17 protein-coding genes and 1 pseudogene are annotated in these 19,727 nt (G+C 68.5%); 16 read left to right on the forward strand and 2 right to left on the reverse strand.

What is annotated here, in order from left to right:
- Positions 1–8 precede the first annotated feature (8 nt).
- Positions 9–773, reverse strand: a complete 765-nt coding sequence (locus M9902_RS04485; RefSeq protein WP_297221350.1) for an NRDE family protein — start codon at positions 771–773, stop codon at positions 9–11.
- A gap of 312 nt (positions 774–1,085) precedes the next feature.
- Here M9902_RS04485 and mraZ point away from each other — a divergent pair, with 312 nt between their 5' ends.
- From mraZ to lpxC, 15 genes and pseudogenes are all read left to right on the forward strand, one after another.
- On the forward strand, positions 1,086–1,532 hold the full coding sequence (gene mraZ / locus M9902_RS04490) for a division/cell wall cluster transcriptional repressor MraZ (RefSeq protein ID WP_297174050.1): 447 nt from the start codon (positions 1,086–1,088) through the stop codon (positions 1,530–1,532).
- The gene (gene rsmH, locus M9902_RS04495; protein ID WP_297221351.1) at positions 1,529–2,536 is read left to right on the forward strand and encodes a 16S rRNA (cytosine(1402)-N(4))-methyltransferase RsmH; all 1,008 of its coding nucleotides are present in this window, start codon (positions 1,529–1,531) and stop codon (positions 2,534–2,536) included. Before mraZ ends, rsmH begins: the two co-directional genes overlap by 4 nt.
- Positions 2,536–2,799 carry a cell division protein FtsL gene (ftsL, locus tag M9902_RS04500; RefSeq protein ID WP_297175416.1) on the forward strand — a complete coding sequence of 88 codons (264 nt, stop codon included), beginning with the start codon at positions 2,536–2,538 and terminating at the stop codon, positions 2,797–2,799. The genes rsmH and ftsL overlap by 1 nt, the downstream gene beginning before the upstream one ends.
- Before the next feature lie 104 nt (positions 2,800–2,903).
- Entirely contained in the window at positions 2,904–4,643 is a 1,740-nt protein-coding gene (locus tag M9902_RS04505) for a penicillin-binding transpeptidase domain-containing protein (RefSeq protein WP_343231871.1), read from the forward strand.
- A complete protein-coding gene (locus M9902_RS04510) occupies positions 4,640–6,142 on the forward strand; it encodes a UDP-N-acetylmuramoyl-L-alanyl-D-glutamate--2,6-diaminopimelate ligase (protein WP_297221352.1) in 1,503 nt (500 codons plus the stop codon). The genes M9902_RS04505 and M9902_RS04510 overlap by 4 nt, the downstream gene beginning before the upstream one ends.
- Positions 6,139–7,539 (forward strand): UDP-N-acetylmuramoyl-tripeptide--D-alanyl-D-alanine ligase, encoded by a 1,401-nt coding sequence (murF, locus tag M9902_RS04515; RefSeq protein WP_297221353.1) that lies wholly within the window; start codon positions 6,139–6,141, stop codon positions 7,537–7,539. The genes M9902_RS04510 and murF overlap by 4 nt, the downstream gene beginning before the upstream one ends.
- 39 nt (positions 7,540–7,578) lie before the next feature.
- A complete protein-coding gene (mraY, locus tag M9902_RS04520; RefSeq protein WP_297221354.1) occupies positions 7,579–8,664 on the forward strand; it encodes a phospho-N-acetylmuramoyl-pentapeptide-transferase in 1,086 nt (361 codons plus the stop codon).
- A complete protein-coding gene (gene ftsW / locus M9902_RS04525; RefSeq protein WP_297221355.1) occupies positions 8,664–9,995 on the forward strand; it encodes a putative lipid II flippase FtsW in 1,332 nt (443 codons plus the stop codon). Before mraY ends, ftsW begins: the two co-directional genes overlap by 1 nt.
- 2 nt (positions 9,996–9,997) lie before the next feature.
- Positions 9,998–11,044 (forward strand): annotated as a pseudogene (gene murG / locus M9902_RS04530) (undecaprenyldiphospho-muramoylpentapeptide beta-N-acetylglucosaminyltransferase); the annotation flags it as partial.
- Positions 11,045–11,073: 29 nt separating this feature from the next.
- Complete coding sequence (gene murC / locus M9902_RS04535) at positions 11,074–12,531, forward strand: UDP-N-acetylmuramate--L-alanine ligase (protein ID WP_297221356.1); 1,458 nt, start codon at positions 11,074–11,076, stop codon at positions 12,529–12,531.
- Complete coding sequence (locus M9902_RS04540) at positions 12,528–13,472, forward strand: D-alanine--D-alanine ligase (RefSeq protein ID WP_297175394.1); 945 nt, start codon at positions 12,528–12,530, stop codon at positions 13,470–13,472. Before murC ends, M9902_RS04540 begins: the two co-directional genes overlap by 4 nt.
- Before the next feature lie 139 nt (positions 13,473–13,611).
- Entirely contained in the window at positions 13,612–14,403 is a 792-nt protein-coding gene (locus M9902_RS04545; RefSeq protein WP_297221357.1) for a cell division protein FtsQ/DivIB, read from the forward strand.
- Entirely contained in the window at positions 14,400–15,635 is a 1,236-nt protein-coding gene (gene ftsA / locus M9902_RS04550) for a cell division protein FtsA (RefSeq protein WP_297175388.1), read from the forward strand. The genes M9902_RS04545 and ftsA overlap by 4 nt, the downstream gene beginning before the upstream one ends.
- A 75-nt stretch (positions 15,636–15,710) precedes the next feature.
- A complete protein-coding gene (gene ftsZ / locus M9902_RS04555) occupies positions 15,711–16,967 on the forward strand; it encodes a cell division protein FtsZ (RefSeq protein ID WP_297175385.1) in 1,257 nt (418 codons plus the stop codon).
- Positions 16,968–17,200: 233 nt separating this feature from the next.
- Positions 17,201–18,112 (forward strand): UDP-3-O-acyl-N-acetylglucosamine deacetylase, encoded by a 912-nt coding sequence (gene lpxC, locus M9902_RS04560; protein ID WP_297221358.1) that lies wholly within the window; start codon positions 17,201–17,203, stop codon positions 18,110–18,112.
- Positions 18,113–18,224: 112 nt separating this feature from the next.
- On the opposite strand, the gene M9902_RS04565 is transcribed toward lpxC, so the two are convergent.
- Positions 18,225–18,743: a DciA family protein gene (locus M9902_RS04565; protein WP_297221359.1), complete on the reverse strand. Its 519-nt coding sequence runs from the start codon at positions 18,741–18,743 to the stop codon at positions 18,225–18,227.
- Positions 18,744–18,748: 5 nt separating this feature from the next.
- On the opposite strand from M9902_RS04565, the gene M9902_RS04570 reads away from it, so the two are divergent.
- Positions 18,749–19,702: a M23 family metallopeptidase gene (locus tag M9902_RS04570; protein WP_297175376.1), complete on the forward strand. Its 954-nt coding sequence runs from the start codon at positions 18,749–18,751 to the stop codon at positions 19,700–19,702.
- Positions 19,703–19,727 lie beyond the last annotated feature (25 nt).

Below are 19,727 nucleotides of genomic sequence, written 5' to 3' on the forward strand. Positions count from 1 at the left end.
ATGCCGGGTCATGCGGGTTCTTGTGTCAGCGTGGTTTCACCGAGGAAGACGCCTTCCGGCCCGAACCGGCGTTCGATGATCGTGCCGCGGTTGTCGCGGTCGATGAGCACCAGCGTGCTGGCGCGGGTGCCGTAGCCCTCGCCGCGGACGAAGTTCGCGGACAGCCGCCGTTCCATTTCGACTGAAATGCCGGTTTGGGGCAAGTCCGCGACGTCGGCGATTTGCTCGTCCGCCAGTGCGGCCCACAACGGCTCCAGTGCCTGTGAACCGCGGTCGGCCCAGGATTTCAGACTGGCCTGCAAGCGACGCACCTTCGGCCAGGGCGCATCAAAGGGGCCATTCGAGAGGGCGTGCACGCCGGGCGGGATTGGCCGCATGCCCAGCGCGGGATGGTTGCCGACGTGAACGCAGGCGTGGGCGTCCGCCAGCACCAGGTTGAACGGGGCGTAGCGATCAGCCTGGCTGGCGATTGCCTGGGCACTGGCCGCGGCCGTGATGGTGCCGGCGAGGAAATCGGCGGGCAGGGCGCCGCGCGAGGGGCCGTCGAACGGCGTGGGCGGGCCGTCGCGGACATTGGTGACCACCGCCACCCGCCCGCACGGCCCGAGGCCCATCCAGGTCCCGCCTGAACGCAGATCGCGCCCGGCCAGCACCGGAGCATCCGCCCACGGCGCCAACGCGGCGGTCGGCCGATCGTGCATTTCATCGCGATTGCCGGCCATGACCAGGCGCCAACGCGGGTGGGTTTTCCAGGCAAAACCGACAAGACACATGGGCCGATTGTGGCGCATCGGGCAGGCAGGAGATTTGTGCGGCGCAACATCACCCGAAAATTTGACGTTCCCGCATTCGCATCGGCGCGAGGGAATGACGGGATTTCAAAATCTGAAGGCAAACATTGGCTTGTGGATAACTCTTGAGCAATTTCTTGAAGTTTGCCGCAAGTCCTTGACCGGACAACGGAAAATTCTTCCAAAACTTGTTGACAGCGGTGTGGGGGCTGCCTATGGTGGTGGCTCGTGGGAAAACCGGGGAATTTGTGGTTTTCTTGGGCCGCAGCTGAGCAATCGAGGCATCAGGACAGGATGTTTCAGGGCGAAACCGCCATCACCATCGACGACAAGGGCCGGCTGGCGATTCCGACCGCCTACCGGGAGCTGGTCGCGCAGGCCTGTGGAAACCGCCTGGTCCTGGCCTACAGCCCGTTCGATGCCGGCTGCCTGTACCTGTATCCGCACGCGGTCTGGGAGCGGGTGCGCGATCAGGTCAATGCCCTGCCGCGGATCAAGAGCGACAGCCGCCTGCTGCAACGCAAGTTGGTGGGAGCGGCCGCGTTCGTCGAGCCGGACGGCAATGGCCGCATTTCGCTGCCGGCCAGCCAGCGGGCCGCTACCGGGATCGATCGCAAGGCGGTCCTGCTGGGCGTCGGCGACAAGTTCGAATTGTGGAGCGAGCAGGCGCATCACGAGCAGGTGCGGTTGACCTTCGGGGATGCCGACCTCGGTGAGCATCTGCTGGGTCTGGATTTGTGAGCGGCGGTGGCGCGGACGCCGCGTCCGCCCACCTGCCGGTGATGTTCGCCGAGGTCATGGACGGTCTGGCGGTGAAACAGGACGGAACCTATCTGGATGGCACCTTCGGGCGCGGGGGGCACGCCCGCGGGATCCTGCAACGGCTGGGCGCAAAGGGGCGGTTGTTGGCGATGGACAAGGACCCGGACGCGATCGCGGTGGCCACCCGGATGGCCGACGGCGACGCGCGCCTGCAATGGCGCCGGGGCAGCTTCGCTGGCCTTGCCGATTGGGAGGTCGCCGTCGAAGGCCTGGATGGCGTGCTGCTGGACCTGGGCGTGTCTTCGCCGCAGCTGGATGTCGCCGAGCGCGGATTTTCCTTCGCCAAGGACGGCCCACTCGACATGCGCATGGATCCGGAGTCCGGCGAAAGCGCCGCCGACTGGTTGCAGCGCGCTTCGGAAAAGGACATTGCCGACGTGCTCTGGCACTACGGCGAGGAGCGCCAGAGCCGCCGGATCGCCCGCGCCATCGTGGCCCGGCGGGCGGAAGCGCCGTTGCAGCGGACCGCCCAACTCGCCGAGCTGATTGCCTCGATCCTGCCGCGCGGCGCCAGCAAGACGCATCCGGCCACACGCAGCTTCCAGGCCATTCGCATTCATATCAATCGCGAGCTGTCCGACCTTGAATCCGGACTCGATGCCGCGCTGGCGTGCCTCAAGCCGCAAGGCCGGATGGCGGTGATCAGCTTCCATTCGCTGGAAGACCGGATCGTCAAGCAATTCATGCTGCGGCACGCCAAGGCGCCGCCGGCGAACCGGCGCATGCCGGTCGAGATCGCGTTCACCCCGAGCCTGGCCTTGATCGGTGGCGCACAAAAAGCCGGCGAGGCCGAACTGGCCGCCAACCCCCGTGCCCGCAGCGCCGTGCTGCGCGTCGCCGAAAAACTGGGTCCGGACGCGCCGCTTTCCCCAATCCCCAATCCCCAATCCCCGATCCCGGCCGACGCGGAGCGTCGGCCATGATCCGCGCCTTCATCATCGCCGTGCTGCTGCTGGCCAACGTCGCCACCGCGCTGCTGGTGGTTCGCGATCGGCATGAGCATCGGCAGGCGTTCATCGTCCTGACCCGGCTGGAGAAAGCGCGCGACGAGCTGAACATCGAGTTCGGCCGGCTCCAGATCGAGCAGGCGACCTGGGCGGAAAGCGGCCGCATCAACCAGATGGCGACCACCCGCCTGGGCATGGTGTTCCCGCGCACCGAAGACATCGAGGTGCTGCGCCGATGATGACGCATTTCCGCAAGCGTCCGCGTTGGCTGGGCGGCGGCGATCGCCGCGAGCGCACGCCGCCGCGTCCGCGCGCCCGGGCCGGGTTCGACCTGCACCGGCGGATGTGGGTGGTCGGCGCGCTGCTCGGCCTTGGTTCGGTGACGCTGGTGGGGCGCGCGGTGCAGCTGCAGGTGTTCGATCGCGGCTTTTACCAGCAGCAAGGGGATGCGCGCTTCGTCCGCGAGCTGCCGATCGTGGCCTCGCGCGGCATGATCACCGATCGCAACGGCGAGCCGTTGGCGATTTCCTCGCCGGTCGAATCGATCTGGGCCAACCCCAAGGAGTTGCTGCGGGCGCCGGAGCGGATCCCGGAGCTGGCCGATGCGCTGGGAATCCCGCGCGATGAACTGGCCAGCCGGCTGAGTGCGCGTGCCGACAAGGAATTCGTCTACCTCAAGCGGCGCATGAACCCGGATGAGGCGGCGCGGATCGTCGCGCTCGACATTCCCGGCGTGTCCAGCCAGCGCGAGTATCGCCGCTTCTATCCGCAGGGTGAGGCGATGGCGCACATCCTCGGCTTCACCAACATCGACGATCGTGGCCAGGAAGGGTTGGAGCTGGCCTTCGATGACTGGCTCACCGGCACCCCGGGCGCCAAGCGTGTCATTCGCGACAACCGCGGCCGGATCGTCGAGAACGTCGATCTGGTGCGCGCCGCGCAGCCCGGGCACGACCTGACGCTGAGCATCGATCGGCGGATCCAGTACCTGACCCAGCGCGAATTGCGCAATGCCATCACCGAAACCGGTGCCAGCAGCGGTTCGGCGGTGGTGCTCGACGTGCGCACCGGCGAGGTGCTGGCGATGGCCAACCTGCCGACTTTCAATCCCAATGCGGTCGGCAGTTCGCCGCGCGACGCCCACCGCAACCGCGCCGTCACCGACCTGCTCGAACCGGGTTCGACGATGAAGCCGCTGACCGTGGCCGCGGCGCTGGAAGCCGGCGTGATCACCCCGGAAACGCTCTTCAACACCAGTCCGGGCTGGATCGCCAATGGCAGGTACCGGACCACCGATACCCACAATTACGGGGTGCTCGACACCACCGGCGTGATCCGCAAAAGCTCGAACGTCGGGGCCGCGCTGATCTCCAGGCGGCTGAGCGACGCCCAGTTCAACGAATTCATGCGTCGCTTCGGCTATGGCAGCACGACCGGCAGCGGCTTCCCCGGCGAGGCGGCCGGCCTGTTCCCGCAGCCGGCGCGCTGGAGCGGGACCACCAAGCAGACCATGAGCTACGGCTACGGGCTGTCGGTGACGCCGCTGCAGATCGCCACCGCCTACGCCGCGCTCGGCAACGGCGGCCTGCTGCACCAGCCGAGCTTCATCCGCGGTGAGCACAAGCCGGCGCGACGGGTGCTGGATCCGAAGATCGCCAATGAAGTGCTGCACATGATGCAGACCGTCACCGAACCTGGCGGCACCGCCACCCGCGCCGCGATCCTCGGCTACCACGTCGCCGGCAAGACCGGGACCTCGCGCAAGGCCAGCGGTGGCGGCTATTCGCGGCGCTACATCGGCTACTTTGCCGGACTGGTGCCGGTCGACCATCCACGCTTCGCCATGGTGGTCGCGGTGAACGATCCGGACCCGGCGCGCGGCAGTTATTACGGTGGCGTGGTCGCCGCGCCGGTCTTCCACAACGTGATGGAAGGCGCGCTGCGGCTGATGGATGTCTCCCCGGACAATCTCGAGGCCTGGCTCGCCGTGCGGGCGGCCGCGGACGCCAAGCGCCAGCGCGCGCTGGGCCGGGCCACGCCATCGGCCCCGGCGGCGACGGCAGTCGCGGGGAGGGCGCCATGACCCGCTCGATGCTGCTGCGCGACCTGCTGCCGGAACTGGAGGGGCTGTCGGCCGACCTCGCCATCACCGGGCTGGTGCAGGACAGTCGCGAGGTGCAGCCGGGCAATGCTTTCGTGGCGATGCTGCCAGCACGTCAGGAAGTGCCATCGAGCCACGGTATGCATTTCGTGCAACAAGCGCTTGCGGCTGGAGCGGCGGCGATCCTGTACGAACCGCCGGCCCCGGCGGATGCGGCCGTGCCGGCCGATGCCATCGCGGTTCCTGGACTCCAGGCCAGACTGGGCACGCTGGCCGACCGTTTCCACGACCACCCCAGCGCGCACATGGCGATGGTCGGCGTCACCGGCACCAACGGCAAGACCTCGACCGTGCAATTGCTGGCGCAGGCGTGGACCCTGCGTGGCCAGAAAGTCGGCACGATCGGCACGCTCGGCGCCGGGATCTGGCCGAACGCGGTGCCGACCGGTTTCACCACCCCGCTGGTGCTGCGCCTGCATGCGCTGCTCGCGGAACTGCGTGATGAAGGTGCGGCCGCGGTGGCGATGGAAGTGTCCTCGCACGCGCTCGACCAGGGCCGCGTCGATGGCGTGCATTTCGATGTGGCGGTGTTCACCAACCTGACCCGCGACCACCTCGATTATCACGGCGACATGGCCCACTACGGCGCCGCCAAGGCCAAGCTGTTCCACCTGCCGGGCCTGCGCGCGGCGGCGGTGAACCTCGACGATGACTTCGGTCGCGAACTGTTCGAGGCCGTGGGCGGCAAGGTGCGCGCGCTCGGGTTTTCCTCGCGCGGTGCGGCGGGGGCGACGGTGCGCGCCGAGGACCTGCGGCTCGACGGCGCCGGGATCGGCTTCATGCTGCATGCCGGCGGCCAGGCGCATCCGGTGCGCTCGTCGCTGCTGGGGCGCTTCAACGTCGACAACCTGCTCGGCGTGGCCACCACCCTGTTCGCGCTGGGCATGGCGCCAGCGCTGATCGCGCAGACCCTGTCCGAGCTGTCGCCGGTGGACGGGCGCATGAATCGGCTGGGCGGCGGCCTGTCCGAGGATGGCGTGGCCCTGCCGCTGGTCGTGGTCGATTACGCGCACACGCCCGATGCACTGGAGCAGGCGCTGGCCTCGCTGCGCGCGCATACGGTCGGCAAGCTGACCTGCGTGTTCGGCTGCGGTGGCGAACGCGATACCGGCAAGCGCCCGCAGATGGCGGCGATCGCCCAGCGCCTGGCCGATCGCGTGATCGTCACCGACGACAACCCGCGGCACGAGGATGGCGACGCGATCGTCGCCGATATCCTGGCCGGGTTCAGTGATCTGACCCACGTCGCCGTCCAGCGTGACCGCGCACGCGCCATTGCCGGTGCGATTGCCGCAGCCGGCGCCGATGACGTGATCCTGATCGCCGGCAAGGGCCACGAACCTTATCAGGACGTGGGCGGCGTCAAGCATCCATTCGAGGATGCGGCAGTGGCGCGCGAGTGCCTGCGGAGGCGCGCATGAAGCCGCGCCTGCTGTCCTGGATCGCGCAGGTGACCGGTGGTCGCCTGCCGGGCGTCGATCGCGCGATCGATGCGATCGCCACCGATACCCGCGCACTGCCGCAGGGCGGGGCGCCGCTGTTCGTGGCGCTGAAGGGCGAGCAGTTCGACGGGCACGCCCACGTGCAGGCTGCAGCGAATGGCGGCTGCATCGCCGCGCTGGTGGCGCATGCGGTGGACGTGGACATTCCCCAGGTCATCGTCGCCGATACCGAGCGCGCGCTGGGGGATTTCGCCGCCGCCGTGCAGCGCGAGCGGATGACGAAGGTGCTCGCGATCACCGGCAGCAATGGCAAGACCTCGGTCAAGACTCTGCTGCATTCGATCCTGGCCGAGCTGGGCGCCGCCTACGCCAACCCCGGCAATCGCAACAACGAGATCGGCCTGCCGCTGGCGGTGCTCGCCGCGCCCGATGACGCGGCATTCGCGGTCTACGAGATGGGCGCCGGCAAGCCGGGCGACATCGCCTATCTCGCCGCGATCGCGCCGCCGACCGTGGCCCTGGTCAACAACGTCGCCGCCGCGCACCTGGAGCGCATGGGCAGCCTGCAAGGCGTTGCCGAGACCAAGGGCGCGATCTACGACGCCTTGCCGGCGGACGGCGTGGCGGTCGTCAACGCCGACGACGCGTTCGCCCTGTATTTCGCCGAGCGCGCCCACGGGCGCAAGCTCCTGCGCTTTGGCATTGACGCGCACGCCGACGTGTCGGCGCGCGGCGTGCACGCCGGCTTGGGTGGCTCCCGTTTCACCCTGGTCGCGCCCGGTGGCGCGGTCGAAATCACCCTGCCGCTGCCTGGCCTGCACAACGTGCGCAACGCGCTGGCCGCGGCGACGATGGCATTGGCGGTCGGTGCCAACCTCGAGCAGATTCGCGCCGGGTTGGAACAGTCCACGCCGGTGGCCGGACGGTTGGTGACGCATCGACTGGATGACGGCACGCTGCTGATCGACGACAGCTACAACGCCAACCCGGGTTCGCTGGCGGCGGCGATCGCGGTACTCGCCAGTGCCGCCGGCGCGCGCTGGCTGGTGTTGGGCGACATGCGCGAGCTTGGCGTTGATGCGGCGGCGCTGCACGCCCGCGCCGGTGAGCAGGCGCGCCAGGCCGGGATCGAGCGGTTGTACGCGCTGGGCGAACTGAGTGCGCATGCGGTCGCCGCGTTCGGCGACGGCGCGCGCAGCTTCGATACCCACCAAACCCTCACTGCGGCCGTGCTCGCCGACTTGTCCGCGACCAAGGAACCGCTCTCCCCAATCACCAATCACCAATCACCAATCACGGTTCTAGTCAAAGGTTCGCGTGGCAGCGCGATGGACCGGGTCGTGCGCGAACTGCTCGAACGCGGGGGTGGCCCATGACCACGCGCCGCCCAACTTCCTTCCACCAGGTCACCCCCCATGCTGCTTGAACTCACCCGCTGGCTGGAGCAGCTGCAGCGCCATTTCGGGCTGTTCAACTACCTCACCTTCCGCGCCATCCTCGCGGCGCTGACCGCGCTCGTGCTGGCGCTGTGGTGGGGGCCGGCGATGATCCGCTACCTGTCCACCCTCAAGGGTGGCCAGCCGATCCGCAGCGATGGCCCGAAGTCGCACTTCTCCAAGGCCGGAACCCCGACCATGGGCGGCTCGCTGATCCTGGCGTCGATCACGGCCACCGTGCTGCTATGGGGCGATTTGCGCAACAAGTACGTGTGGGTGGTGTTGGTGGTGATGCTGAGCTTCGGCGCGATCGGCTGGGCCGACGACTGGATCAAGATCGTCAAGCGCGACCCCAACGGCATGCGTTCGCGCACCAAATACGCGCTGCAATCCGTGCTCGGACTGGCGGCAGGGCTCTACCTGTACATCTTTGCCGACGTGCCGGCGGCGACCACCTTCTACGTGCCGCTGTTCAAGTCGGTGGCGTTGCCGATGGCCGGGGTTGGTTTTGTCGCCATCGCCTACCTGTGGATCGTCGGTTTCTCCAACGCGGTCAACCTGACCGACGGTCTCGACGGTCTGGCAATCATGCCGACCGTGCTGGTCGCCTGCGCGCTGGGCGTGTTCGCCTATGCCTCCGGTCACGCCACCTTCGCCCAGTACCTGCAAATCCCCAAGGTCCCGGGCGCGGGTGAATTGATCATCATCTGCACCGCGATTGCCGGCGCCGGGCTCGGTTTCCTCTGGTACAACACCTACCCGGCGATGGTGTTCATGGGCGATATCGGCGCGCTGGCGCTGGGCGCGGTGCTGGGCACCATCGCGGTGATCGTGCGCCAGGAGCTTGTTCTGGTGCTGATGGGCGGGATCTTCGTGATCGAAACCCTGTCGGTGATGATCCAGGTGTTGAGCTTCAAGTTCACCGGCAAGCGCGTGTTCAAGATGGCGCCGATCCACCACCACTTCGAGCTGAAGGGCTGGCCGGAACCGCGCGTGATCGTGCGCTTCTGGATCATCAGCGTGGTGCTGGTGCTGGTGGGTCTTGCGACCTTGAAGGTGCGCTGATGACGGCCGTTCTCGACAGCGCGCGCCAGGCCACCCGCATCCACGAGATCGGCGGTCGCTATGACCCGTGGCTGCTGGGCAGCGTGCTGGCGCTGGCCTGCCTCGGCGTGGTGATGATCGGTTCGGCGGCGATTGCCGGTGGCGGCCAGGGCGCGGGGCCCTGGTACTTCCTGAGCCGTCACGCGTTCTATCTCGGCTGCGGTCTGGTGCTGGCGGCGGCGACGATGCGGATCGAGCTGAAGTCCATCGAAAAATACGGCCAATGGCTGCTGCTGGCCTGTTTCGTGGTGCTGGCAATGGTGTGGCTGCCTTTCCTGGGCAGGAGCGTGAACGGCGCCCGGCGCTGGATCAACCTCGGCCCGGCCAGCTTCCAGGCGGTGGAGATGGTGAAGGTGTTCTTCATCATCTGGCTGGCCAGTTATCTCAAGCGCTTCAACGAGGATGTCGCCGAAACCGCCTACGCCATGTTCAAGCCGGTCGGGGTTGCATTGCTGTTGGTCGGGCTGTTGTTGCTGCAACCGGATTTCGGATCCTCGGTGCTGCTGCTGGGGATCACCACCGGCATGCTGGTGTTGGGCGGCGCTTCGATCAAGAAACTGATCGTGCCGGTGCTGGTGATGGTGCCCTTCCTGATCGCGCTGGTGGTGCTGGAGCCGTACCGCCTGCGCCGCGTCACCTCGTTCATGGATCCCTGGCAGGACCAGCTCGGTGCCGGCTACCAGCTCAGCAATGCGCTGATGGCGATCGGGCGCGGCGAGTGGTTCGGCGTCGGCCTTGGCGCGTCGGTGCAGAAGCTGTCTTACCTGCCGGAAGCGCATACCGACTTCATCTTCTCGGTGCTGGCCGAAGAGTTGGGGTTGGTCGGCGTGTGCGTGGTGGTGGGCTTGTACGTCCTGCTGGCGGGCCGCGCGTTCTGGCTGGGCCTCAAGTGCGTGGAGATGAAGCGCCACTTCTCCGGCTATCTCGCCTTCGGGATTGCGCTGTGGATGACGCTGCAGAGCTTCGTTTCGATCGGAGTCAACCTCGGCATTCTGCCGACCAAGGGCCTGACCCTGCCGCTGGTGTCCTACGGCGGTTCCAGCGTACTGATGACCTGTGTGGCGTTGGGACTGCTGCTGCGGGTGTCGTGGGAATACGAGCGGGCGGTGCGGCAGGTGGCGCTGCGGCGTGCCGTGGGCCATGCGTCGGCCCAGGGCAGCGCGCCGCAACCTCTGGCACCGGCGGACAGTCCCGTGCGCAACAGCGCGCGCGGACGCCCCCGGATCGAGCCGGTGCTGGCGCGTGCGCCGGTCGAATCCGCGGCGCTGTCCGCACTCAGGAGGGCGCGTTGAAAGTGACCTCGCCCCTGGTGGTGGTGATGGCCGGCGGTACCGGTGGCCATATCTTCCCCGGCCTCGCGGTGGCGCAGGCGCTGCTGGATGCCGGCGCGCGCGTGCGCTGGCTGGGCGCGGACGGCGGCATGGAGACGCGGCTGGTGCCGCAGCACGCCATCGCCATCGACACCATCGCGGTCAAGGGCGTGCGCGGCAAGGGGCTGCTGGCCCTGCTCGGCGCGCCGCTGCGGGTGCTGCGCGCAGTCCGCGCGGCATCGCGCGTGTTTGCCGGTGATCGGCCTGACGCCGTGATCAGCTTCGGTGGTTATGCGGCCGGGCCGGGTGGCATCGCGGCTTGGACGCGCGGAATTCCGCTGCTGGTGCACGAGCAGAACCGCGCCGCCGGCATGACCAACAAGGTGCTGGCGTTTTTTGCCAGACAAGTGCTCGTCGGCTTCCCGGACACGCTGGCGCGGGAAACCCTGGTCGGCAACCCGGTGCGTGCGCAGATCGCGCAGGTACCGCCGCCGCAGGCGCGCCAGTTCGATCATGGCGGCCCGCTGCGGCTGCTGGTGCTGGGCGGCAGCCAGGGCGCTCGCGCGCTCAACGCGGCGGTGCCGGCGGCGGTCGCGGCGCTGGGCCAGCCGGTGGACGTATTGCATCAGGCCGGCGAAAAGCTGCTCGATGAAGCCCGCAAGGCCTATGCCGACGCGGCCGTCGAGGCGCGGGTGGAGCCGTTCATCGCCGACATGGCCAGCGCCTATGCCTGGGCCGACCTGGTGGTGTGCCGCGCCGGTGCCTTGACCCTGGCCGAGCTGTGCGCGGTGGGCGTGGGCAGCGTGCTGGTGCCGTTCCCGCAGGCGGTGGACGACCACCAGACCCGCAATGCGCAGTATCTGGTCGGGCGCGGTGCGGCGTTGCTGTTGCCGCAGTCGGACGACCTCGGGCAGCGCCTGCGCGAGGTGCTGGTCGAGCTGTCCGCGTCTCCCGAAAAGCGCCTAGCGATGGCGACCGCGGCACGCGCGCTGGCGCGCCCGGACGCCGCCCGCGCCGTGGCCGATGCGGTGTTTGCCACCCTGTCTGACGAGGCGGCTCGATGAACGCGCATGTTCCCTACCTGCGGCAGATCGGCGATGCGAATCGCGCCTTGCCGCGCGTCCACTTCGTCGGTATTGGTGGCGCCGGCATGAGCGGTATTGCCGAGGTGATGCGCACCCAGGGCTATCGGATCACCGGCTCCGATGCCGCCGAGAGCCCCGTCACCCGGCGGTTGTCGGAGTTGGGGATCGAAATTCACAAAGGGCATGCGTCGGCCCACGTGCTCGGCGCCGATTGCGTGGTGATTTCCAGCGCGATCAAGCCGGACAACCCGGAGCTGCTGGAGGCGCGCGCGCAGCGCATCCCGGTGGTGCCGCGGGCGGAAATGCTGGCCGAATTGATGCGCTTCAAGCGCGGTGTCGCGGTCGCCGGCACCCACGGCAAGACCACCACCACTTCGCTGACTGCCAGCGTGCTGGCCGAAGGCGGCCTGGATCCCACCTTCGTGATCGGCGGCAAGCTGCTGGCCGCCGGCGCCAACGCGCGCCTTGGCAAGGGTGATTGGCTGGTGGCCGAAGCCGACGAAAGCGATGGCAGCTTCCTGCGCCTGAACCCCGCGGTGGCGGTGATCACCAACATCGATGCCGACCACCTGGAAAATTACGGCGGAGATTTCGAACGCGTGAAGCAGGCCTTCGCCGAATTCCTGCACCGGCTGCCGTTCTATGGCTTGGCGGTGCTGTGCATCGACAACCCCGAAGTGGCGGCGTTGGCCCACGGCATCACCCGCCATCTGGTGACCTACGGCTTCGACCCCGAAGCCGATGTGCGGGCCGCCGATGTCCGCCAGCAAGCGGGGCGGATGCTGTTCACGATGTGCCTGCCGGATGGAACGCGGACGGCGTGCAACCTCGCGCTGCCGGGCCGCCACAACGTCCAGAACGCGCTGGCCGCCGCCGCCATCGGCTGGCAGCTGGGCGTGCCGAATGCCGCCATCGCGCGCGCGTTCGAGAATTTCCAGGGAATTGGCCGGCGTTTCAACCGGCTGGCGGAGCTGACCCTGCCGGGTGGCGGCGTGGCCACCCTGGTGGATGACTACGGCCACCATCCCAAGGAGCTGGCGGCGGTGTTCGCGGCCGCCCGCGGTGGCTGGCCCGAACGCCGGTTGGTGGTGGCGTTCCAGCCGCACCGCTACACCCGCACCCGCGACCTGTTCGATGAATTCGCGGCGGTGCTTTCCAGCGTGGACGCGCTGCTGCTGACCGAGGTCTATCCGGCCGGCGAAGCGCCGATCGTCGGCGCCGACGCCAAATCGCTGGCGCGCTCGATCCGCACCCGCGGTCGGGTGGATCCGGTGGTCGTCGGCGGCGTAGCCGAACTGGGCGAGGCCCTGGCGGGAATGCTGTGCGACGGCGACCTGCTGCTGTTGATGGGCGCCGGCGACATCGGCGCGGCAGCCCAGCAGCTGGCCCGCGATGGCTTGCCGAACGGCCAGATCCCGGGAGAACCGGCATGAACCAGAATCTGCCGCCGCTGCGCATCAAGGATGCTTCTGCGTTCGGGCGCGTCGCCGTGCTGATGGGCGGAACCAGCAGCGAGCGCGAGGTGTCGCTCGATTCCGGGCGCAACGTGCTGGCCGGGTTGCAGGCCCGCGGCGTCGATGCGCACGCGGTGGACGGCATCCCGGCGCTGGTCGATGCACTGGTGCACGGCCAGTTCGACCGCGTCTTCAACATCCTGCACGGCAACCGGGGCGGCGGTGAGGACGGCGTGCTGCAGGGCTTCCTGGCGGCGTTCGAGATTCCCTGCACAGGCTCGGGCGTGCTCGGCAGCGCGCTGACCATGGACAAGATCCGCACCAAGCAGGTGTGGATGAGTTCGGGCCTGGCGACCCCGCGCTTCCTGCGGCTTCCGCCCGGGGCCGATCTGCATGCGGCCGCTGCGGAGCTTGGCTTGCCGGTGTTCGTCAAGCCGTCCTGCGAAGGCTCCAGCGTTGGCGCGGTGCGGGTGGAAACGGCCGCGGCGCTGGACGAGGCGCAGCGGGTGGCGCGTGAGTACGGAGGCGAAATGCTGATGGAGGCGCTGGTCGTCGGCGATGAGCTGACCGTCGGCATCCTCGGCGATCTCGCGCTGCCGTCGATCCGGATCGTGCCCAAGTCCGGTTGGTACGACTACCAGGCCAAGTACGTCGCCGAAGACACCCGGTATCTGTGCCCGGGCCTGGAAGGCGAGGAAGAGACCGCGATCCGGGAGCTGGCGCTGGGTGCTTTCCAGGCCGCCGGCGCCAGCGGCTGGGGCCGGGTCGACGTGATGCGCGATGCCGGCGGCCAGCTGTGGCTGCTGGAAGTCAACACCGCACCCGGCATGACCAGCCACTCGCTGGTGCCCAAGGCCGCGCGCGAATTCGGCCTGTCCTTCGAGGACCTGTGCTGGCGGATCCTGGAGCAGACGGTATGAAGATGCCGGGATTGGTGATTCGTGATTCGTCATTCGCAAAGGCAACAGCGGCGATGCGTTTCGCCATGCCACTGGAATTGCGCGCTCTTTCCAATCACCAATCACCAATCACCAATCCCGCTGCCCGGAGGGCAGCCCCATGACCGCCCTCGCGCGCCTGCTGGCCTGGCTGCTGGCGCTGGCGCTGGTCGCGCTGCCGGTGGCGGGCGTGGTCCGAGGCTGGTGGGGCGGCGGCTACTGGCCGCTGCGCACCCTGCGGGTGCAGGGGCCGCTGCAGCGGGTGGATCGGGCGCAGTTGCAGGCGGCAGTGCGGCCGCTGGCGCAGCGCGGATTCTTTGCGGTCGATCTGGCTGCGATCCAGGCGGCGGTGGGCAAGTTGCCGTGGGTCGAACACGCGGAAGTGCGCAAGCAGTGGCCGGACGTGCTCGAAGTGCGGATCCGCGAGTACCGGCCGGTGGCACGCTGGGGGCAGTCGCGAGTGCTGTCCGAGCGCGGTCACCTGTTCCCGGCCGGCGCGCTGCGCCTGCCGCCGGATCTGCCGCTGCTGGACGGGCCGGAAGCACGGGTGCCGGAGGTGGTTGCGCTCTACAACGCCGCGCGCGCGCAGTTGGCCCATGCCGGCGGCGTGCGCGCCGTCACGATCGATCGCCGCGGCAGCTGGTCGATCACCCTGCGCGACGGCACCGCCCTCGTGCTGGGGCGCAGCGACCCGGCGGCGCGGCTGGTGCGGTTCGCAACGCTGCTGCCGCAGTTGCAGGCACAGGACCCGCGCCGGCGGCTGGCCCGCGCCGACCTGCGCTACACCAACGGCTTTGCCCTGACCTGGGTGAAGGCAGAACCCGCGGCCTTGCCCGCGCCCGTGAACGCTCCTGGCAGCCGCAATGCTGCCACCAGCACGAACCCGAACCCGAACCCCGGCTCCAGGACATGAATTCCAAAGGCGGCAAATCCCTCATCGTCGGCCTCGACATCGGCACCTCCAAGGTGACCGCGCTGGTTGGCGAATACGCACCCGGTGAACCGATCGAAGTGATCGGCATCGGCACCCATGAATCGCGCGGCATGCGTCGTGGCGTCGTGGTCGACATCGATTCCACCGTGCAATCGATCCAGCGCGCGGTCGAGGAAGCCGAGCTGATGGCCGGCTGCGAGGTGCGCAGCGTCTACGCCTCGATCTCCGGCAACCACGTGCAGTGCCAGAATTCCAACGGCGTGGTGCCGATCCGCGACGGCGAGGTGAGCTACGACGACCTCAACCGCGTGCTGGAGGCGGCCAAGGCGGTGGCGATCCCGGCCGATCAGAAGATCCTGCACGCGATTCCGCGTGAGTACGTGCTGGACAATTCCCAGGAAGACATCAAGAACCCGGTCGGCATGACCGGCGTGCGGCTGGAAGTCCACGCCCACATCATCACCTGCGCGCAGTCAGCGGCGCAGAACATCAGCAAGTGCGTGCAGCGCTGCGACCTGCAGGTGGATGAGTTGATCGTCTCTTCGCTGGCGTCCAGCACCGCCGTGCTCACCGACGACGAGCGCGAGCTGGGCGTGGTGCTGGTCGACATGGGCGCGGGCACGACCGACATCGCCGTGTTCGTGCAGGGCGCGATTTGCCACACCGCCAACCTGCCGGTGGCCGGCGACAAGGTGACCGAGGACATCGCGCACATGCTGCGCACGCCGACCCCGCATGCGGAAGACATCAAGGTGAAGTACGCCTGCGCGCTGGCGCAGCTGGCGCGCGCCGAGGAGAGCATCCAGGTGGAAAGCGTGGGCGATCGCCCGCCGCGGCGGTTGCCGCGTCACGCGTTGGCGCAGGCGGTGCAGGCCCGCTACGAGGAAATCTTCGAACTGGTCCAGGCCGAGCTGCGGCGCTCCGGCTTCGAGCAGCGGGTGCGCGCCGGCATGGTGCTGACCGGCGGCGCCGCGAAGATGGAAGGCGTGGTCGAGCTTGCCGAGGAAATGCTGCAGATGCCGGTGCGGATCGGCGTGCCCCAGCACGTCACCGGGCTGGGCGAAGTGGTGGGCAATCCGGTCCACGCCACCGGCGTGGGCCTGCTGCTGATGGGCAGCCGGATCGAGGCACCGAGGCGGCCGAAGCTGACGGCAGGCAAGCCGGGCGGACGCCTGGACAAGGTTTTCAAGTGGTTCCGCGGCGAGTTTTGAGGGCAGGCAGACGGCAGGCAGATCGCGCAACAAACAATCACCAATCACCAATCACCAACAAGAAAGGACACGGACATGGCACATTTCGAACTGATCCAGCAGGCGGTACCCAATGCGGTGATCAAGGTCATCGGCGTCGGTGGCGGCGGCGGCAACGCCGTGGCGCACATGGTCAACAACGGGGTCGAAGGCGTGGAGTTCATCACCGCCAACACCGACTCGCAGGCGATCAAGAACTGCAGCACCAAGCTGCACCTCGGCGCCAACGTCACCAAGGGCCTCGGCGCCGGCGCCAATCCGGAAGTGGGCCGACAGGCGGCGCTGGAAGACCGCGAGGCGATCATGGACATGCTGCAAGGCGCCGACATGGTGTTCGTCACCGCCGGCATGGGTGGTGGCACCGGCACCGGCGCGGCGCCGGTGGTGGCGCAGCTGGCCAAGGAAATGGGCATCCTGACCGTGGCCGTCGTCACCAAGCCGTTCCCGTTCGAGGGTCGCCGACGCATGCAGGTGGCGCTCAAGGGGATCGAGGAATTGGGCCAGCATTGCGATTCGCTGATCACCATCCCGAACGAAAAGCTCATCACCGTGCTTGGCCGCAACGCCACCATGATCCAGGCCTTCCGCGCCGCCAATGACGTGTTGCAGGGCGCGGTGCAGGGGATTGCCGACCTGATCGTGCGTCCCGGCCTGATCAACGTCGACTTCGCCGACGTGCGCACGGTGATGTCGGAGATGGGCCTGGCGATGATGGGCAGCGGCAGCGCCCGCGGCGATGACCGCGCCCAGGCGGCGGCCGAAGCGGCGATCCAGAATCCGCTGCTGGACGACGTCAACCTGACCGGCGCCAATGGCATCCTGGTCAACATCACCGCCGGCCAGGACTTCACCATGGCCGAGTTCGACGAGATCGGCCGCACCATCGAGCAGTTCGCCTCCGAGGACGCCACCGTCATCATCGGCACCTCGCTGGACCACGAGCTGCAGGACGAGGTGCGGGTGACGGTGGTGGCCACCGGCCTGAGCCGCGCCACCGCCGGCCTGCGCCAGCCGCTGGCCGACGCCCGGCGTTCGGAGGTCCGCTTCGAACCCGTCAGCGAAGCGCCGCGCCGGCCGCAGGTGCAGCTGATCAATGCCCACGCGCGCCGCGATGGCACCACCGGGCTGGCGATCGATGCGGTCACCGATCCGTTCGAACCGGCGGCGGCGACCTCGTTTGCCAGTGCGCTGCGGCGCGGCGGCGCAGGCGCCGCTTCGGCCCCGGTCAGCGCGGAACTGCCCAAGGACGATTATCTGGACATTCCCGCGTTCCTGCGCCGGCAGGCGGATTGAGCAAGACGCGTCGGCCGGGAGCGGCCGGCGCAGGCGAGGGTCCGCGGCTGCTGCGGATCGGCGCCTGAAGGTGCCGCAGGGAAGCGGTGTCCGGTCCCACGCTGTGGTCGGTCAGGCCGCAGCGTCATTCGGCCGGTCGGTACGCCGACCGGCCGCTTTCATTGGGCGGGTGCAACGCCGTTTCCATATGCGCTTCGGGCTGGGTTCAGCCACCTGCGTGCTAGGCTTTCCGGATGCTCCGTCAGCGCACCCTCAAAAACATCGTCCGCGCCACCGGCGTGGGCCTGCACGGCGGCGAAAAGGTCTTCCTGACCCTGCGTCCGGCCCCGATCGACGCCGGCATCACCTTCCGCCGCACCGACCTCGATCCGGTCGTGGAGCTGCCGGCCAGCGCGGTGCTGGTGAATGAAACCACGCTGTGCACCGGGCTGGGCCGCGATGGCGTCAGGGTGCAGACGGTCGAGCACCTGATGTCGGCGCTGGCGGGCCTGGGCATCGACAATGCCAGCATTGACCTGACCGCGCCGGAAGTGCCGATCATGGACGGCTCGGCCGGGCCGTTCGTGTTCCTGCTGCAGACGGCGGGCGTCGTCGAGCAGAACGCGCCCAAGCGCTTCATCCGCATCCGCAAGCCGGTGGAAGTGCGCCAAGGCGACAAGCTGGCGCGGTTCGAACCGTACGACGGGTTCCGGCTCGGGTTCACGGTCAAGTTCGACCATCCGGCGATCCCGGACGCGCTGTCGCGGGTCGAGCTGGAGTTCTCGACCGAGAATTACATCCGCGAGATCAGCCGCGCCCGCACCTTCGGCTTCATGCGCGACCTGGAATCCATGCGCGAGCACAACCTCGGCCTCGGCGGCTCGATGGACAATGCCATCGTGCTCGACGAGTTCAGGGTCCTGAACGAGGACGGCCTGCGCTACGCCGACGAATTCGTGCGCCACAAGGCGCTGGATGCGATCGGCGACCTGTATCTGGCCGGGCACGCGATCCTGGGGGCCTACGAGGGCTACAAGTCCGGGCACGCCCTGAACAACGCGCTGGTGCGTGCGCTGCAGGCCGACGCGCAGGCCTGGGAGATCGTCAGCGCCGAGGCCGCGGAAACGCTGCCACTGCCGTCCTACGGGGCCGCCCAGCCGGCCTGAGGCACTGTGACCGCGCTCACGCATCGCGCGACGGGCCGGCATTGCCGGGTCTGCGGGGCGGTTTCCTGAACGGATATTTCGGGTTTCTTAACAAATTCCGGCAGTTGCGCGGTTAGGATGCGCCGTGGCCGGTTTCGGGGACCGCTTGCGTTCCCCGCCCTTTCCGGCCCGGCAACCGTCCTTCCGCGGGCTTTTCCGCGGGGTTCGGTCGCAGCAGATCCAGTGCAGTCGCCAGCCCGGTGCGGGCGGCTGCCGAGATCGGGGCACGACCCCCCGCGCCTGGCGACATCGGGCGCAGCGGGCCGGCGGTCGTCCTGACGCCAAGGTCGTTCACCTCGAGCCCGACGGAGCGGGCGACGTCGATCAATGCGGGTGCGGCAAGCCGAAGTTTGGCGTGCCACACCGGAGCGTCGACGACGTACACCAGCTTGTCCTTGCGAACATTGGCAAGGCGGGCATGCGCCGCCAGTCCCTGGGGCAGGTGGGGTCGCAACAACTGGTCCACCGCGTCGAGCCATTGGGCGCGACGCAGGAGGTCACCGGCCGAGCCGGCGAGCAGCGCTTCCAGCGCCGCGCGCGGGCCAAGGGTCGGGGCGCCGCCCCGCGGGGGCGTGGATCGCGAACCAGGCATGGCAGATGACCGAATCGAACAAGCTCCAGGACAACCTGCACGATACCCGCAACCGCGCCCAACTGTCGTTGGAGCGCTTCCGGCATTGGGCCACCGCGCGGCCGCTGGCGGCGCTGGCGCTGCTGCTGGGGGCCGGCATGCTGTGCGGCGCCGGATTGCGCAGTGCGGTGGGCCTGGCCCAGGTCGAGGCCCTGCAGGCGACCAATTCCGAGAAACAGGCCGAGCTGGACCGCGCCAAGCGTGATGCCCAGCGTGAAGTCAATGCGCTGGCGGCGCGACTGGCCGAGCTGCAGGCGCAGGCCAACCGCCTGAACGCGCTGGGCAGCCGCCTGACCCAGACCGGCCAGCTTGAGGATGGAGAATTCGACTTCCAGCGGCCGGTCGGCCAAGGCGGTCGCGGCCGCAGCAGCGACATGCCGGTGGGGGAATTGAAACTGCGGCTGTCGGCGCTGGAAGCCGACTATCGCCAGGCCGATACCCAGCTGTCGGTGATCGAATCCTTGTTGTTCAACCGCCAGCTCGACCTGCGCGCCACGCCCTCGCGCTTTCCGATCGCTGGCAGCTTCATCACCTCGGGCTTTGGTCGGCGCGCCGATCCGTTCGGCGGCGGCGGCGAGTTCCACCGGGGGATCGACTTCGAAGCCAACGCCGGCGATCCGGTGCTGGCGGTGGCCGATGGCGTGGTCAGCTTCGCCGGCGTCCGCAACGGCTATGGCAATACCATCGAGATCGACCACGGCAATGGCTATGTCACCCGCTATGCGCACAATTCGCGGTTGACCCACCAGGTCGGTGACCTGGTCCGCACCGGGCAGGAAATCGCCCGCGCCGGTTCCACCGGCCGTTCCACCGGCACCCACGTCCACCTCGAAGTCTGGCAGGACGGCGTGGTGGTCGATCCGCGCCGCTTCCTTGGCCACAACGACGCCTTGGCCCGCCACGGGCCGACGCACGGCTGACCCGACGGGCGCTCCGCCGGCACGG

This window comes from Thermomonas sp., from assembly GCF_023953935.1.
In the GTDB taxonomy this organism is placed as follows: domain Bacteria; phylum Pseudomonadota; class Gammaproteobacteria; order Xanthomonadales; family Xanthomonadaceae; genus Thermomonas.